This window comes from Comamonas sp. 17RB (assembly GCF_030056555.1).
Lineage (GTDB): Bacteria > Pseudomonadota > Gammaproteobacteria > Burkholderiales > Burkholderiaceae_C > Comamonas > Comamonas terrigena.
The window spans coordinates 201,523-216,933 of the sequence record NZ_JASHHY010000009.1 but is presented as its reverse complement, the minus strand read 5'-3'; the positions used below and the strand labels follow the sequence as shown (position 1 = coordinate 216,933).

The window sequence follows — 15,411 nt, the reverse complement described above, 5'->3', positions numbered from 1 at the left end:
AGACCCGGCTTTGCGTGCAAAAACCGGCTCGGCGCCTGCACGCATTCTAGGGCGCCATGCCCAGCGTGCAGGTGCAACCGCCCGTGAGCACCCACCAATGATGCAGCGCAGCAACTATTCGCTCGCCGCAGCAGTGCCTCCCGCAGGGAAGCCACTTCTTTTTGCGCAACATTCCAGCGCAGCCTGCGCTTTTCCGGATTGCCAACGCCCCGGGTACTGCGGTGGGTCCCGGTACCCGGTCGGATTCCAGGCCGCTGCCGCAACTTTCAGCTGCGCGGCAGCTTCCACCGGCTTACCAGCCGCTCCACACCTCTTCGGCCAGGCCAAACGCCGTGCTGGCGCCCGAGCCGCTGGTCACCGCCACCACCCGCGTCGCATCGTCAGGGGCCTTGACCAGACAGGGCGCATCGGGCGACACAGGATAGGTCCCCACCCAGCGCTCCACCACATGCTCGCCTTCCAGGCGCAATGCTTCGCGCAGATGGCGCAGCATCAGCCGGTCCACCGCCTCGCTGGCAAAAGGCGACGGCGCCGGTCCGTAGTGGTGGGAGTCGCCCACCACCAGTGAGCCGTCCGCGCTTTGCACGGCAATCAGGTGGATGCCATGGGCCAGGCTTTCGGCCTCGTCCCGCTCCAGCTCGGCACGCAGTACCGCCGCTTCCGGCAGTGCGCTATAGCCTTCGTAGCGGACCAGGCTCAGATCGCCCATGACCGAGCCCTGCAGCGCAAAACCGGCCTGCGGCTGCACCCTGAGCATCTGCAACTGGCACAGCTGCACCTGGTGCTCCGTCCAGGCGTCTGCAAACAGGCCTCCGGGATCGGCATTGTTGCAAACCACCACACGCTCGGCGTGGTAGCTGCCGCGTGACGTGGTGACACGCGGCGTGGCCACTTGCGTCACGGTCTCGCTGAAGCGGAAATCCACCCCCAGCGCCTGCTGCAGCCACTGCGCCAGCATCGGAATGGCGGTGCGGGACTCCACACGCAGCTCGTGCGGGCTGTAGAGCACCGATTGCAGCCCCTCGGTGCGCAGTGCCGGGTGGCGCTCGGCGGCCTGGGCCGGCGTGAGCAGCGCACAGTCCGCAGCCATGTCGGTGCGCATGAAGGCATCCAGCACAGCCGCGGCTGCCGGGCGGCGTGCGGTCAGCCACAGGCCGGAGTGGACCACATCGATCCCCGCCTTCGGCGCCACATCGGCCCAGATGGCGCGTGAACGCAGGGCACGCTGCCAGTGGTCACCGGCACGCTGGCCGGTGATGGTGACAAAGCCGAAGTTGCGGATGGAGGCACCCAGACAGGCACTGTCGCGTTCAATCACCAGCACGGATTTGCCGCGAACCGCCGCGGTATAGGCATGGGCCAGGCCGACGATACCGGCACCGACGACGATCAGATCGTAATTTTTCATAGCATGAACAGCCAAGAGAGGAAACAAAAGGCAAAGGAACACCCTGGCGCCCCACCCGACGGCAGGGCACAGGGAAGTCCACGGGAGGAGAGTGGGGAACGGGCCGCGCGGCGCGGTCAGCGGTGGCGCCAGTGCTGGGTGCGTTGCTGTGTCCAGGCGTCCAGTGCGGCAATCAGCAGGCGCCCGACCGCCGCCGTGGCAAAGATCAGCGTGGCCATGGCGGCAGCGGGCGCAATGTCGCCGGCATCGTCCATGGCCAGCACCGCCACCGAGGCCAGCGAGGTTTCGGGTGCATACAGAAAGACGACGGCCGACACCGTGGTCATGGCATTCACAAAGAAGTAGCCCGCCACCTGCATCACGGCCGGCAGGCACACCGGCAAGTGCACCCGCCACAGCACCGTCCAGAACGGCACGCCCATGGAATCGGCCACGCGTTCATATTCGGCATCCAGTTGCTGCAAGGCCGTGAGCTGGGTGATGTGCGCCACCGAAAAGAAATGCGCCACCGAGCACAGCACCAGAATGCCGAGCGAGCCATACAGAAAGTGCAGCGGATTGCTGGCGGCATTGAAGAACAGGATGTAACCCAGCCCCAGCGCCAGCCCGGGCACCGCCATCGGCAGCGTGGCCACGGCATGCAGCCACTGGCGCGCACGCGCCCAGCCCGTGGGTTTGGCCACCAGGTAGGCACTCAGGAAACTCAGGAGCGCTCCCACCACAGCGGTTGCCGCCGCCATCGCCAGCGAATTGCCATAGCTGGCCCAGCCGCCGCCGTCCATCATGTCGAACTGGTAGTGCCTGAACCCCAGGCTCAGGTTGTAGGGCCAGAACGTGACCAGCGAAGCCAGCACGGCCGTGCCCATCACCGCCAGCAGCCCCATGGCCACCAGGCTGCAGTACAGCAGCAACGCACGGTCCCGCAGCGCCGCAGGCTGTGGCACCAGCGGTGCGGCACGCACCGCCATGGTGGCGGCCTGGCGCGCGCGCAGATGGCGTTCGGCAGCGAACGCCAGGCCGGCAGGCACCAGCAGCAGCATGGCCACCACCGCCCCCATGGACAGGTTGTGCTGGCCAATCACCTGCTTGTAGATGTCGGTGGCCAGCATGGGCGTGTTGCCCCCAATCACCTTGGGCACGCCAAAATCCGTCACCACCAGCACAAACACCACGATCCAGGCAATCAGCAGCCCGTAGCGGCTGGACGGCAGCGTGACCTGGCAGAAGCTGCGCCAGCGGCCCGCACCCAGCGTGGCTGCGGCCTCATACAGCCGCGCATCGCCCGACGCCAGCGTGGTGCACAGAATCATCAGTGCATGCGGAAAAGTCCACAGCACCGAGCCCAGGATGATGCCGAAAGGCCCGTAGGCCGAACCACCCAGCAACCAGCTTTTCAGCAGCCCCTGGGCGCCGAACAGGTAGATCAGGCTGATGGCCATCAGCAGCGACGGCGCCAGCAGCGGCACCAGGGCGATGGCGCGGAACCATGCGGCCAGCGGCATGCAGCAGCGCACCACCCCGTAGGCATAGCCATAGGCCAGTGCCACACACAGTGTGCTGCTGGCGGCCGAGAGCCACAGGCTGTTGAACAGGGACTGCGCTACCCCCGGTGTTCGGGCATACGCCACGTACTGCGCCAGGCCCGAGAACTGTCCGTCGGCCGACCAGAAACTGCGGCCCAGCAGCGCCCCCACCGGCAAGGCAATCGCGATCAGCAGCACACCCAGCAGGCCCAGCACCAACACCCCCAGCCAAAGCCTTTCCCCATGGAAGGTGCGGGATGGCCGCGGCGCGGCAGGACCTGCATCCTGTTGGCGCCGGGCAGTGTGCGGCACGGCAGAGGGGGCCACCGGATCTGCCCCCAGCAGCAAGGCCGGTGTCGCGACCGCCATCATGCAGCCCTCCGCAAGGCCTCTGGCGCCGCCAGCACCTGCAGCGCTGCGGCGGGCAGTTCCACCAGCACCTCCCCTTGCAACCATTCGGGCAGCCGGGCATCGTGGCGCAGCGGCCATTGCACATCGATCTGGCATTGCAGCGTGGGACTGCACACCCGCACCAGCACCATCGAACCGAGGAACGAGGACTCCATCACCCGGGCGCGGAACAGATTGGCCAGTGCAATCGGCTGGGCCGGGTGCAGCACCACGCTTTCGGGCCGGACACCCACCAGCACCGCATCACCGGGTGTAAAACCCGCCGTGCTGCAATCCAGCCGTCCTTCCCCCACGCGCACCATGTGACCCACCTCCGCCGTCGCGGGCAGCAGGTTCATGCGCCCCACAAACCCGGCCGCAAAGTGACTGACCGGCTGGGCATAGAGCTGCTCGGGCGAGCCTTGCTGCTCGATGCGCCCCTGGTGCATCAGCACCACCCGGTCCGCCATCGACAGCGCCTCTTCCTGGTCGTGTGTGACCATGATGCAGGTGATCTCCAGCTGACGCTGCAATCGGCGGATCTCGCTACGCAGCTCGGTGCGCACCTGGGCATCCAGTGCGGACAGGGGCTCATCCAGCAGCAGCAGGCAGGGCCGGGGGGCCAGCGCACGGGCCAGTGCAACACGCTGCTGCTGCCCGCCGGACAGCTGCGCCGGGTAGCGCTGCGCCTGCGCGCCCAGGCCCACCAGGGCCAGCATTTCCTGCACACGGACCTGGACCTGGTGCGCAGGCTGTCCCCGCAGGCCGAACGCCACGTTCTGCGCCGCCGTCAGATTGGGGAACAGTGCATAGCTTTGAAACACCACCCCGAATCCCCTGCGTGCCGCCGGCCAGCGCGTGATGTCCTCGCCCTGAAACAGGACTCGGCCCTCGTCCGCCTGCTCAATGCCGCACAGAATGCGCAGCAGCGTGGTCTTGCCACAGCCCGAAGGCCCCAGCAGGCTGACGAACTCGCCGCCATCGACCGCCAGGTCGATACCGCGCAGCACCGGCGTGTCCTTGTACTGCTTGGCGATATGGTCAATGCGCAGCATGTATCTCTTTCAACGTGCAAAAACAACAGACAGCCCACCCGCCCGGCCACGGCGCCATGACCAGGCCGTTCCGCCGAGCGTGCTCCGCCTTCTCCTGCAGCACGAGCCACAGAGAGAAGGCATCAGCGGTGGTTACTTCTTTTCCGCCTTGGCTTCATAGCGGCGCGCCCATTCGGTCAGGATGCGCTCGCGGTTGGCGGCCGACCAGTTGAAGTCGTTCTTGGCCAGGCGCTTCTCCAGGTCCGCCGGAATGAATTCATGCTTTTCCTGGGCCTCGGGCAAGGCCAGCACGGCAAAGTTGGCGGCATAGAGCTGATTGGCCTCGGGGGTCACGGCCCAGTCGGCCAGGGCCTTGGCGGCCTCCTGCTTTTTGCTGGTCTTCATGATGGCCGTGGCTTCCACGTCCCACCCCAGGCCTTCCCTGGGGAAGACGATATCGATGGGCGCACCGTCCTTCTTGGTCTTGTTGGCCCGGTACTCGAAGCTCAGGCCCACGGGGAACTCACCCGCACCCGCCTGGCGGCAGGGCTTGGAGCCGCTGTGGGTATAGACGCCGATGTTCTGGTGCAGCGCGTCCATATAGGCCCAGCCCTTGTCCTCGCCCATCATCTGCAACCAGGCCGCCACCATCAGGTAGCCGGTACCGCTGGAAGCCGGGTGGGGCATGGTGATCGTGCCCTTGAATTCGGGTTTGGTCAGATCGGCCCAGCTGGTGATGGCCGGCAGCTTGCGCTTGGCTGCCTCCACGGTGTTGGCACACACGGCCGACGACCACAGATCCATGCCCACCCAGGTGGGCGTGGCTGCCGGGTCGCGCATGGTGGAGCGCACCTTGCCCAGGTTCTTGGGGGCGTAGGGAGCCAGCATGCCCTGCTTGTCCAGCAGCATCAGCGACGTGGCCGCCACCCCCCAGATCACATCGGCCTGGGGATTGGCCTTCTCGGCCAGCAGGCGGGCCGTGATGATGCCGGTGCTGTCGCGCACAAACTTCAGCTCGATCTCGGGGTGCACTTTTTCGAAACCGACCTTGTAGGCCTTGATCTGGTCGGCTTCCAGGGCCGAATAGACCAGCAGCTCGGTCTTGGCGGCCAGCGCCTGACCGGCGGCACCCAGCAGTGCACAGGCAGCAGCGGTCCACAGGGCAAGGCGGCGGGGGTGGGAAACAAGGGCAAGGCGCATGGCAGATTCCTGAAAAATGGTGGGAATGGAAACCTTTGCGGAGCCGGCCCACACGGCCAACTCCCTGCCCTGCACTCTAGAAATCGCATGTGAAATCTGCGTGTCACAGAACCGAAATCTGCCGAAGCGCCTATTGGCAAATTTGGGTCTTCTTCGCAGTGGGAGATGCTCCACGGTCCAGGCCGCCATGGTGAAATGCGGCAGCCGTCCCTGCCGGACGGCGCCACACACCATGTTCGTCACGCAACTGCAATCCTTTTTCTGGGTGGCCCGGCTGGGCAGCATCACGCTGGCGGCACGCCACCTGGGGCTGAGCCAGCCCACCGTCACCACGCAGATCCGCGCGCTGGAGGCACATTACGGCGTGGAGCTGTTCCACCGCCAGGGCGGGCGGCTGACCGTGTCGGAGGAAGGCCTGCAGCTGCTGCCGCAGGTGGAGTTGCTGCTGCTGCGCGCCGTGGAGGTGGAGTCCGCACTGCGCCACGCAGGCGATGGCAGCCAGGGCGGGCAGCTGCGCATCGGTGCCACGGCGCCGTACTACGTGCTAGACATCGTGCAGCGCTTTACCCAGCAGTACCCGCGCGTGCAGATGTCAATGGTCAGCGGCAACTCTCTGCAGATGGGCCAGGCACTGGCGGCCTACCAGGTGGACCTGGCCACCTCGTCCACCCCGGAAAGCGATCCGCGCCTGCTGCGGCTGGAACTGGGCCAGGACCCACTGGCCCTGCTGGTGCACCGTAGCCACCGTCTGGCACGCCGCCCGTCCGTGGACGTGGCGGACCTGGCCGGCGAAACCTTGATCCTGCGCGAGCCCGGCTCGGTGACCCGCCGGCTGACCGAACAGCTGCTGGCCGACGCCGGCGTGCCCCCAGGCCGCGTGCTGGAGATTGCCAGCCGCGAGGCCATACGCGAGGCCGTGATTCGCCAGATGGGCATCAGCGTGTTTGCCCGGCATGAGGCCTCGGCCCACCCCGACCTGGTGGTGCTGGCCTTTGCCGGCAGCGTGCCCCACCTGCCCGAATACCTGTACTGCCTGCACAGCCGCAGCCAGGCGCCGCTGATTGCAGCCTTCCTGGCGGCCAGCCGGGGCCGCCCCGGCACCACCCCGCCTTGACCACGGCGAATGGTCCCGCCGCAGCCCAAGAAAAAAGCCCTGTGTGTGCACACAGGGCTTTGTCATGGAGAGCGGCCTCTACGGGCCGCAGCCGGCTGGTCCGCAACCGGCTTACTGGCCGTCCCAGCGCTGGAGCAGCAGGGATGCGTTGGTGCCGCCGAAACCGAAGCTGTTGGACAGCACGGTCTTCAGCTGGGCATCGCGCGTGGTCGTGACCAGCGGCATGTCGCCCAGCAGCGGATCGGGTGTTTCCACATTGGCCGAACCGGCGATAAAGCCCTTGTTCAGCATGATCAGGCAGTAGATCGCTTCCTGCACGCCCGTCGCACCCAGCGAGTGGCCGGTCAGCGACTTGGTGGACGAGAACGGAGGCACCTTGTCGCCGAACAGCTCGCGCATGGCGCGCACTTCCTGCATATCGCCCACCGGGGTCGATGTACCGTGCGTGTTGATGTAGTCAACGGGCGCATCCACGTTTTCCATGGCCTGCTTCATGCACGCAATGGCGCCGTCACCCGAAGGGGCAACCATGTCCTCACCGTCGCTGGTGGCGCCGAAACCCACCACTTCCGCCAGGATATGGGCGCCACGGGCCAGAGCGTGGTCCAGGCTTTCCAGCACCACCGCACCGCCACCGCCGGCAATCACAAAACCGTCGCGGTTGGCGTCATAGGCACGCGAGGCCTTCTCGGGCGTCTCGTTGTACTTGCTGGACATGGCACCCATGCCGTCAAACAGCAGCGACATGCCCCAGGACAGTTCTTCACCGCCGCCGGCGAACATCACGTCCTGCATGCCCCAGGCGATCTGCTGGGCTGCCGCACCGATGCAGTGGGCCGAAGTCGAGCAAGCCGAGGTGATGGAGTAGTTGATGCCCTTGACCTTGAAATTGGTCGCCAGGCATGCCGACACTGTGGAACTCATGCAGCGCGTGACCTGGTACGGTCCCACGCGGCGGATGCCCTTCTCGCGCAGCGTGTCTGCCGCCTCGATCTGGTTGGCCGGAGAGCCGCCGCCCGAGCCCATGATCAGGCCGGTGCGCGGATGGCTCACCTGCTCGGGTGTCAGCCCTGCCTGCTTGATGGCGTCTTCCAGCGCAATCTGCGAGTAGGCCGCGGCGTCGCCCATGAAGCGCAGCTGCTTGCGGTCAATGCGTGCTTCGATGTCGATTTCCGGCACACCGCCCACCTGGCTGCGCAAGCCCAGTTCAGTGAACTTGGCCACGGCCTTGATGCCCGAGCGGCTGGCACGCAGCGACGCTTCGACCGTCTCCAGGTCGTTGCCAATGCACGAGACGATGCCCGCGCCGGTGATGACTACCCGCTTCTTGCTCATGCTGCCGTTCCCTGGCCGTCCCCTTCGCGCAGAAACAGACCCACGCGCAGGTCATTGGCCACGTAGATTTCCTTGCCATCGGCCAGCAGGCGTGCATCGCCAATGGCCATGTTCAGCTTGCGCTTGATCACCCGCTTGATATCAATCTCGTATGTCACCAGTTTGACGTCGGGACCGACTTCGCCGGTGAACTTCACTTCGCCGGCCCCCAGGGCGCGACCGCGGCCGGGCAGGCGCAGCCAGGTCAGGTAAAAACCGATCAGCTGCCACATGGCGTCCAGGCCCAGGCAGCCGGGCATGACGGGGTCGCCCTGGAAGTGGCACTTGAAGAACCACAGATCGGGGTTCACGTCGAGTTCGGCCACGATCTTGCCCAGGCCATGGGCACCGCCATCTTCGGAGATATGGGTGATGCGGTCGAACATCAGCATGGGAGGCAGGGGCAGGCGGCCACTGTCGGCGCCAAACAGCTTGCCTTCACCGGAAGCGATCAGTTGTTCGTAGGAAAAAGATTCGGCCATTGTCAAACTTACTCCAGCGCGGCGGATTGCCAGCGCGTTTTTATGTTGTGCTCGCCGCTGAGTGTACGGGCGCCGCAGGCGGGCATTATCGAAGCTCTTTGTTGTCTGTGCACCACAAACCCTGTGACCCAGGTCGAACTTTCTATTTGCTGCGGCGCAGCAGCCACCCCGCCAGCGCCAGCACAGCGGCGCACAGCAGGCCCAGCGGCCACAGACCGGCCGCAGCCACCCATCTGGCATAAGGGGTCAAATGTTCCCTGCCCTGGGTGGTGGCCAGCAGCACGCCCCGCTCGAAAGCCGGCAGTTGGTGGGTGACCACCCCGCGGTGATCGATCGCCACTGTAGCGCCGGTGTTGGTGGCGCGCAGCATGGGGCGTTCGAATTCCAAGGAGCGCATGCGGCTAATGTGCAGATGCTGGTCAATGGCCGGGCTGTCACCAAACCAGCCAATATTGCTGATGTTCACGAACACCGTGGGCGCCTGGGCCGGGTCGGCAAAGCGTGCGCCCAGCTCCTCGCCGAACAAATCCTCGTAGCAGATATTCGGCGCCAGGCGCTCGCCCCGCCACAGCATGGGAGGCTGGGCGACGGCGCCCCGGGCAAAGTCGCCCAGCGGAATGTGCATCATGCGCACAAACCAGTGAAACAGCGGGGGAATGAACTCGCCAAACGGCACCAGATGGTGCTTGTCATAGCGGTAGCTGCTACCGGCACCGGGCTGCCAGCCCACCACCGCATTGGCGTAGCCCTGCTCCTCGTCGCCCAGCGGCATGCCCACCAGCGCCGCATGGGCGCCGGTTCCGGCTTCCTGGTAGCGGTAGGGCGCGGTGACGGCATCCAGATAGCCTTCGGGCAGCTGGCGCGGCAGCAGCGGAATGGCGGTTTCGGGCGCCACCACCAGCGGCGCGGCCGGCTGCAGCAACTGGCGGCCGTACCAGTTCAGCGACAGCGCAATGCCTTCGCCGGGCTCGAACTTCACATCCTGCGGAATATTGCCTTGCAGCAAGGCCACGTCCAGCACCGGGCGGCCTTCGGCCAGGGCCTGGGCATCGCCTTCGGCCAGGGCCCGTTGCTGCCAGACCCCTAAACCGGCGACGGCACCGGCCGTCAGGACCAACGGGGCTGCCCAGCGCAGCGCACGGCGTGCCGGCGTGGCCAGCACCTGGGCCAGCAGCATGGCCAACCAGGCCGCGACAGCGCCCGTGCCGTAAACGCCCACCCAGCGCGGGAGGGCCGCCAACGGCCCGTCCACATGCGCGTAGCCGGCAGCGCCCCAGGGAAAACCGGTCCACAGCGTTCCGCGTGCCAGCTCCGCCAGCGTCCAGCAGGCGGCAAACACCAGGGCAGCCCAGGCAGGCTGCATGGGCCGCAGGCGCACAAAGCCCCAGGCGGCAATCGCGTAGTACGCGCCCAAAAAGGCCGCCAGCGCCAGCACCGCCAGCACCGCCAGCGGCGCCGGCAGGCCGCCATAGGTGTGCATGGAAATGAACAGCCACCAGAAGGTGCCTGCCAGCCAGGCCGTGGCAAAGACAAAACCGCGCCAGGCCGCGCTGCGCGCCGTGGGCGCATGCAGCAGGCCGGTCGCCAGTGCCGCCAGGCTCAGCAGCTGCAGCCACCAGAGAGCCTGGCCCGAGCCCGGCCAGGCCAGGGACATGGCCTGCAGCTCACCGGCCAGCAGCATGCCGGCGGACCAGCCCCAACCCAGAAAACGGTGGGTGGCAGCGGTGTGGGAAGAAGGGGCAAACACGGAAGGCATGGGCGGGTGAAGTCAGGGAACAGCTGGCACGGCGCGGGTGGCCCCCGGCGGCCGCTCCCTGGTTCCAGGATCAGGACGCGCTGCCACCGCAAGGGCTGCGCCACAGCGGCGCGGGCCCCGCAGATTAGCAGTTAATCGCCCGCGCCCAGGCGCGTGACCTTGAACCAGTGCACCGCGCCGCCCTTGGCGTGCAGCACTTCAAAGCGCAGACCGGCACTCTCCCAGTGCTCGCCGCGGCGCGGCATATGCCCCAGCGCATGGGCCACCAGACCGCCGATGGTGTCAAATTCCTCTTCCGGGTCGCGGGCCACCAGCGCCACGCCGAAGAATTCGGCCACGCGCTCCACCGGCGTGCGGCCGGCGACACGGTAGGTGGCATCGGCCAGCGCAAAGATGTCGCCCTCTTCCTCCGGAATGTCGAATTCGTCCTCGATCTCGCCGACGATCTCTTCCAGCACATCCTCGATGGTCACCAGACCGGCCGTGGCACCGAACTCGTCGATGACCATGGCCAGGTGGTTGCGGTTGCTGCGGAAAACGCGCAACAGATCGTTGAGGGGCTTGCTCTCCGGCACAAAAATGGCCGGTCGCAGCAGCGCGCGCAGATTCAGGCCCGGGGAACGCTGCAGCTTGAGCAGGTCCTTGGCCAGCAGCACGCCAATGATGTTGTCACGCTCGCCCTCGTACACCGGAAAGCGCGAGTGCGCCGTGGTGATCACCTGGTGCAGCAGGGCTTCGTAGGTTTCGTTGATGTCCAGAAAGTCGATGCGCGGCGCAGCCACCATCACATCACCGGCTGTCATATCGGCCATGCGGATGACGCCTTCGAGCATCACGCGGGAGTCGGCGCCAATGACTTCGTTGTCTTCGGCATCCGCCAGGGTTTCGATGAGTTCACCGGGACTGTCGGGACCGGGATTGATGAACTCGACGACTTTCTGCAGAAAGCTGCGCTTGTCTTCGCGGTCGGAAGAGCGCTGCGGGTGGGGGTCTGACACAGACAGAGGTGCAGGACGTGCGGTAGTGAAACAGGCTCCTAGGATAGCGGATTCCCCCGCACAGGCCCCATACGCCCCGCAAGCCCATGGCCCAGGCACTGCTGCGGCATGGCACACGCCGGCCCACCGCAGCCCCCCAGGGCAGGCATGGCCTGCCCATGAAAAAGGGCCGCCCAGCGTGGGCAGCCCTTATGGATGACAGAGGCGGCGGGCCTTATTCGCCGGCCTGGTGGCGGCCTTCCTGCACACCTTTGCGGATTTCCTGCACATCGGCCAGGATCTCCCAGAACTGCTTGGCCTGCTTCTTGAACTGGTAGTCCACGGCGGCCACATGGGTCTCCACCATCTCCGCCATGCGCGAGTCGAAATCGCCCGGCGGCAGCTGCAGATAGGCTTCCGATTCGGTGCCGTCACGCTGCACCTTGGCCCCGGCGCTGCGGGCAATCTTCAGCATGGGCGTGTTTTCGGACAGGGCATGGATGAACATCATGTCCACGCCATGGTTGCGCGCATGCAGCGCCGCACGCTCGAACAGACGGCCACCCAGGCCCTTGCCCCGGGCGCTCTTGAGCACGGATACGCCGAACTCGGCGCAGTTGCTGTGGTTGGCCAGGTCCACATACGCCAGGTGGGCCATGGCCACCAGCTCCAAGCGGCGGTTGAAGATGCCGAAGATGTCGTCGCGCTCGAAATCAAGCTGCTCCACATAGCGCTTGACCTGCTCGTCATTGGCGGCATAGCCGAAGCGCAGATAGCGGTCACCGGTGTCCAGCTTCAGCAGGTGGGCCAGGATGCGGTCGCGGTGGCGCGGTGCCAGCTCACGGATGGGCACCAGACTGGGCAGGCGGTTCGAGGCGAACCGGGGCAAAAAGATGCTCGATCCCGCTCTCAACGAGGCAGACAGCCATTCACTGCTCATGACACTTCCCCACTCTTTCCGTTTAGGCCCCCTCGGGGCACGTTGACCAACCTGTGGCCGGAAAGTGCCGGCCTGCACGAATTGCTGCATTGCAACATAAATAAGGACGTTGCGCCGTCCGGTGGCAACATTGCCACAGGGTTTACCCGGAATCTACCCCTGCACCGCCCTTGTTTGCGCTGCCACAAGCTGCCCCTTCGGTCGGGGCCGCAGTTACAGCGGAATTGCCGTAGTGCCCTTGACACGGTCCAGCACAAAGCTGGTCTTGCAGTCCGACACACTGGGGTGCTTGAGCAGCGTATCCATGATGAAGCGGCTGTAGTGCTGCATATCGGACACCACCACGCGCAGCAGATAGTCCATCTCTCCGGTCAGCGAAGCACATTCCACCACTTCCGGCCAGGTCTGCACACTGGCCTTGAACAGGTCCATGGGATTGCGCTTGTGCGTCTCGGTGTTCTTCTCCAGGCGCACGTTCAGATAGGCCGTCAGGCCCAGGCCCACGCTTTCGGGCGGCACCAGGGCCACATAGCGGTCGATGACGCCGCACTCCTCCAGCCGCTTGACCCGGCGCAGCACCGCACTGGGCGACAGGCCCACCTGCTCGCCGATGACGTCATAGGTTTCGCGCCCGTTTTCCATCAACCGGCGCAGGATGGCGCGGTCAAGCTTGTCTATTGCGTGGAGTGAACTCATGACGCAGGATTTTATACCAAACAGCTAAGTATTAACCCTAGATGCTTGGGAAATATGCAGCAAAACCACATTCGGCGCATTTTTCCTGCCACCCACCACCCACCTTCCGCACAGGACGCAGCTTTCTTGACGCGCAGCAAATCTACATTGGTGACCATCACTGCCCCACAGCACACAGGAGACCGCCATGAACGCCCCCCTGCCCGCCGCCGCTTCCGACAGCACCTCAGCCTGGGACAACCCCATGGGCACGGACGGATTCGAGTTCATCGAATTTGCCGCCCCCGACCCCCAGGCCATGGGCAAGGTGTTCGAAAGCATGGGCTTTCGCGCCGTGGCCCGCCACCGCCACAAGAACGTGCTGCTGTACCGCCAGGGCGAGATCAACTTCATCGTCAACGCCGAGCCCGACAGCTTTGCCCAGCGCTTCGCCCGCCTGCACGGCCCCAGCGTCTGCGCGATTGCCTTCCGCGTGCACGATGCCAAGGCCGCCTATGAGCGGGCCATCGCCCTGGGCGCCTGGGGCTATGCCGGCACGGCCACCCCGGGCGAGCTGAACATCCCCGCCATCAAGGGCGTGGGGGACAGCCTGATCTATCTGGTGGACCGCTGGCGCGGCAAAGGCGACGCACAGCCCGGCGATATCGGCAACATTGGCTTCTTTGACGTGGACTTTGTGCCACTGCCCGGCATCAGCAGCCAGGACATGCTGCACGTGCCCGGCCATGGCCTGACCTATATCGACCACCTGACCCACAACGTCCACCGTGGCCGCATGGTGGAATGGGCCAGCTTCTACGAGCGCCTGTTCAACTTCCGCGAGATCAAGTACTTCGACATCGAAGGCCAGGTCACCGGCGTCAAGAGCAAGGCCATGACCAGCCCCTGCGGCAAGATCCGCATCCCCATCAACGAGGAAGGCAAGGAAAAAGCCGGCCAGATCCAGGAGTACCTGGACATGTACCAGGGCGAAGGCATCCAGCACATCGCCATGGGATCGGACAACCTGTACACCACCGTGGACCACCTGCGTGCCAGCGGCGTGCGCCTGCTCGACACCATCGACACCTACTACGAACTGATCGACAAGCGCCTGCCCGAACATGGCGAGCCGCTGGCCGAGCTGAAGCGACGCAAGATCCTGATCGACGGCGCGGGCCAGAAGCTGCTGCTGCAGATCTTCAGCGAGAACCAGCTCGGACCGATCTTCTTCGAGTTCATCCAGCGCAAGGGCGATGACGGCTTTGGCAACGGCAACTTCAAGGCGCTGTTCGAGAGCATCGAACTCGACCAGATGCGCCGGGGCGTGCTCTGAGCGGGGACACCCGAACTTCCAGCCACGTTGCGATATCCAATCTGTCAGGAGAGCCACCATGGAAGTCCGCCCTGTCGTCTACGGCCAGTCCAGCCGCCCGCCGCGCGGAGACTACAGCCGTGCGGCCAGCGACTACACCTGCACGCAGAACTATGCGGCCTACACCGAGGTGGAGCACGCCACCTGGCGCCAGCTGTATGCACGCCAGCAGGCGCTGCTGCCCGGCCGGGCCAGCAGCGACTTCATCACCTGCCTGCCCCTGCTCGGGGCGTCCGAGCGCATTCCGCACTTCGAGGACATCAACACCCGCCTGCAGGCTGCCACCGGCTGGCAGCTCGTCGGCGTGCCCGGGCTGATTCCGGAAGTGGATTTCTTCCGCCTGCTCAGCCAGCGCCGGTTTCCAGTGACCGACTGGATCCGCACCCGGGACGAGCTGGACTACATCGTCGAGCCGGACATCTTTCACGACCTGTTCGGCCATGTGCCGCTGCTCTTTCATCCGGTGCTGGCCGACTACATGCAGGCCTACGGCGCGGGGGGGCTCAAGGCGGCCGACCTGGGCGCCACCGAGCTGCTGGCGCGCCTGTACTGGTACACCATCGAATTCGGCCTGGTGCGTGAAGCCGACGGCATCAAGGCCTATGGCGCGGGCATCCTCAGCTCCGCCGGCGAGCTGGCCTACAGCGTGACCAGCCCCATTCCCCAGCGCCTGCCGCTGCAGCTGGAGCGCACCATGCGCACGCGCTACCGCATCGACGACTACCAGCACACCTATTTCGTCATCGACGACCTGCAGCAGCTGCTGGACTTTGCCAGCAGCGACTTTGCACCGCTGTATGACCGGCTGCGCCAGCTGCCGGAGATCGCGGCCGATGAACGGCTGCCGGGCGAAGCCAGCATTCCGGTCTGAGCCGCGCTCAGCGGCACATGCCACTGGGGGCAGTCTGTTTTTCATAGCAGCTGCTGTGCGATCGTGCTTCATTTGGTGTGCATTTGCATCACCAACCGCCCGCACAACCCCACCGGCAGCGCCGCTTTTGCAAGCAGCACACCTGCGCTCCGCTCCCGCCCGTGCGCCGCACAAGGCCGGTCTCTGCGGACCAGGAACCTGCCGCAGCGGCGCCGTCCCGTCCAGACGTCACACGCCGACACCGCTATGCACGTACAGTGCCTATAGTCACGACCATCGGCTTTTCTGCGCA

The 15,411-nt window shown here is 65.7% G+C and carries 13 protein-coding genes; 3 read left to right on the top strand and 10 right to left on the bottom strand.

What is annotated here, in order from left to right; translation table 11 throughout:
• Positions 1-292 precede the first annotated feature (292 nt).
• The 4 genes from QM470_RS17250 to QM470_RS17235 all read right to left on the bottom strand — a co-directional run bounded on the left by QM470_RS17250 (position 293) and on the right by QM470_RS17235 (position 5,555).
• Positions 293-1,408: a TIGR03364 family FAD-dependent oxidoreductase gene (locus QM470_RS17250; protein WP_283340114.1), complete on the bottom strand. Its 1,116-nt coding sequence runs from the start codon at positions 1,406-1,408 to the stop codon at positions 293-295.
• Positions 1,409-1,524: 116 nt separating this feature from the next.
• Positions 1,525-3,300, bottom strand: coding sequence for a putative 2-aminoethylphosphonate ABC transporter permease subunit (locus QM470_RS17245; protein WP_283340174.1), 1,776 nt, complete (start codon positions 3,298-3,300; stop codon positions 1,525-1,527).
• Positions 3,300-4,376, bottom strand: coding sequence for an ABC transporter ATP-binding protein (locus tag QM470_RS17240; RefSeq protein ID WP_283340113.1), 1,077 nt, complete (start codon positions 4,374-4,376; stop codon positions 3,300-3,302). Before QM470_RS17240 ends, QM470_RS17245 begins: the two co-directional genes overlap by 1 nt.
• Before the next feature lie 132 nt (positions 4,377-4,508).
• The gene (locus QM470_RS17235; protein WP_283340112.1) at positions 4,509-5,555 is read right to left on the bottom strand and encodes a putative 2-aminoethylphosphonate ABC transporter substrate-binding protein; all 1,047 of its coding nucleotides are present in this window, start codon (positions 5,553-5,555) and stop codon (positions 4,509-4,511) included.
• A 232-nt stretch (positions 5,556-5,787) separates the two neighbouring features.
• Between QM470_RS17235 and QM470_RS17230 the strand changes: the two genes are divergently transcribed.
• Complete coding sequence (locus QM470_RS17230; protein WP_283340111.1) at positions 5,788-6,669, top strand: LysR substrate-binding domain-containing protein; 882 nt, start codon at positions 5,788-5,790, stop codon at positions 6,667-6,669.
• Positions 6,670-6,780: 111 nt separating this feature from the next.
• Here the strand turns inward: QM470_RS17230 and fabB are convergent, their stop codons facing one another.
• The 6 genes from fabB to QM470_RS17200 form a co-directional block, all read right to left on the bottom strand.
• Positions 6,781-8,004 (bottom strand): beta-ketoacyl-ACP synthase I, encoded by a 1,224-nt coding sequence (gene fabB / locus QM470_RS17225; protein ID WP_066540994.1) that lies wholly within the window; start codon positions 8,002-8,004, stop codon positions 6,781-6,783.
• The gene (fabA, locus tag QM470_RS17220; protein ID WP_066540995.1) at positions 8,001-8,525 is read right to left on the bottom strand and encodes a bifunctional 3-hydroxydecanoyl-ACP dehydratase/trans-2-decenoyl-ACP isomerase; all 525 of its coding nucleotides are present in this window, start codon (positions 8,523-8,525) and stop codon (positions 8,001-8,003) included. Before fabA ends, fabB begins: the two co-directional genes overlap by 4 nt.
• Before the next feature lie 142 nt (positions 8,526-8,667).
• Positions 8,668-10,206: an apolipoprotein N-acyltransferase gene (gene lnt / locus QM470_RS17215; protein ID WP_283340173.1), complete on the bottom strand. Its 1,539-nt coding sequence runs from the start codon at positions 10,204-10,206 to the stop codon at positions 8,668-8,670.
• A 206-nt stretch (positions 10,207-10,412) separates the two neighbouring features.
• Positions 10,413-11,279, bottom strand: coding sequence for a CorC family transporter (locus tag QM470_RS17210; protein WP_280011188.1), 867 nt, complete (start codon positions 11,277-11,279; stop codon positions 10,413-10,415).
• A 214-nt stretch (positions 11,280-11,493) separates the two neighbouring features.
• Positions 11,494-12,198 carry a GNAT family N-acetyltransferase gene (locus QM470_RS17205; RefSeq protein WP_066541003.1) on the bottom strand — a complete coding sequence of 235 codons (705 nt, stop codon included), beginning with the start codon at positions 12,196-12,198 and terminating at the stop codon, positions 11,494-11,496.
• A 213-nt stretch (positions 12,199-12,411) separates the two neighbouring features.
• Complete coding sequence (locus QM470_RS17200; protein WP_066541005.1) at positions 12,412-12,894, bottom strand: Lrp/AsnC family transcriptional regulator; 483 nt, start codon at positions 12,892-12,894, stop codon at positions 12,412-12,414.
• Between the two features lie 187 nt (positions 12,895-13,081).
• Here QM470_RS17200 and hppD point away from each other — a divergent pair, with 187 nt between their 5' ends.
• The gene (gene hppD, locus QM470_RS17195; RefSeq protein ID WP_283340110.1) at positions 13,082-14,209 is read left to right on the top strand and encodes a 4-hydroxyphenylpyruvate dioxygenase; all 1,128 of its coding nucleotides are present in this window, start codon (positions 13,082-13,084) and stop codon (positions 14,207-14,209) included.
• A 58-nt stretch (positions 14,210-14,267) separates the two neighbouring features.
• Positions 14,268-15,119: a phenylalanine 4-monooxygenase gene (gene phhA, locus QM470_RS17190; RefSeq protein WP_283340109.1), complete on the top strand. Its 852-nt coding sequence runs from the start codon at positions 14,268-14,270 to the stop codon at positions 15,117-15,119.
• Positions 15,120-15,411: the final 292 nt, after the last annotated feature.

Bases quoted from the DNA above. Each gene is read 5' to 3' on its own strand.
- QM470_RS17250 (WP_283340114.1), bottom strand. From the start codon at position 1,408: ATGAAAAATTACGATCTGATCGTCGTCGGTGCCGGTATCGTCGGCCTG.
- QM470_RS17245 (WP_283340174.1), bottom strand. From the start codon at position 3,300: ATGGCGGTCGCGACACCGGCCTTGCTGCTGGGGGCAGATCCGGTGGCC.
- QM470_RS17240 (WP_283340113.1), bottom strand. From the start codon at position 4,376: ATGCTGCGCATTGACCATATCGCCAAGCAGTACAAGGACACGCCGGTG.
- QM470_RS17235 (WP_283340112.1), bottom strand. From the start codon at position 5,555: ATGCGCCTTGCCCTTGTTTCCCACCCCCGCCGCCTTGCCCTGTGGACC.
- QM470_RS17230 (WP_283340111.1), top strand. From the start codon at position 5,788: ATGTTCGTCACGCAACTGCAATCCTTTTTCTGGGTGGCCCGGCTGGGC.
- fabB (WP_066540994.1), bottom strand. From the start codon at position 8,004: ATGAGCAAGAAGCGGGTAGTCATCACCGGCGCGGGCATCGTCTCGTGC.
- fabA (WP_066540995.1), bottom strand. From the start codon at position 8,525: ATGGCCGAATCTTTTTCCTACGAACAACTGATCGCTTCCGGTGAAGGC.
- lnt (WP_283340173.1), bottom strand. From the start codon at position 10,206: ATGCTGCTGGCCGGTGAGCTGCAGGCCATGTCCCTGGCCTGGCCGGGC.
- QM470_RS17205 (WP_066541003.1), bottom strand. From the start codon at position 12,198: ATGAGCAGTGAATGGCTGTCTGCCTCGTTGAGAGCGGGATCGAGCATC.
- QM470_RS17200 (WP_066541005.1), bottom strand. From the start codon at position 12,894: ATGAGTTCACTCCACGCAATAGACAAGCTTGACCGCGCCATCCTGCGC.
- hppD (WP_283340110.1), top strand. From the start codon at position 13,082: ATGAACGCCCCCCTGCCCGCCGCCGCTTCCGACAGCACCTCAGCCTGG.
- phhA (WP_283340109.1), top strand. From the start codon at position 14,268: ATGGAAGTCCGCCCTGTCGTCTACGGCCAGTCCAGCCGCCCGCCGCGC.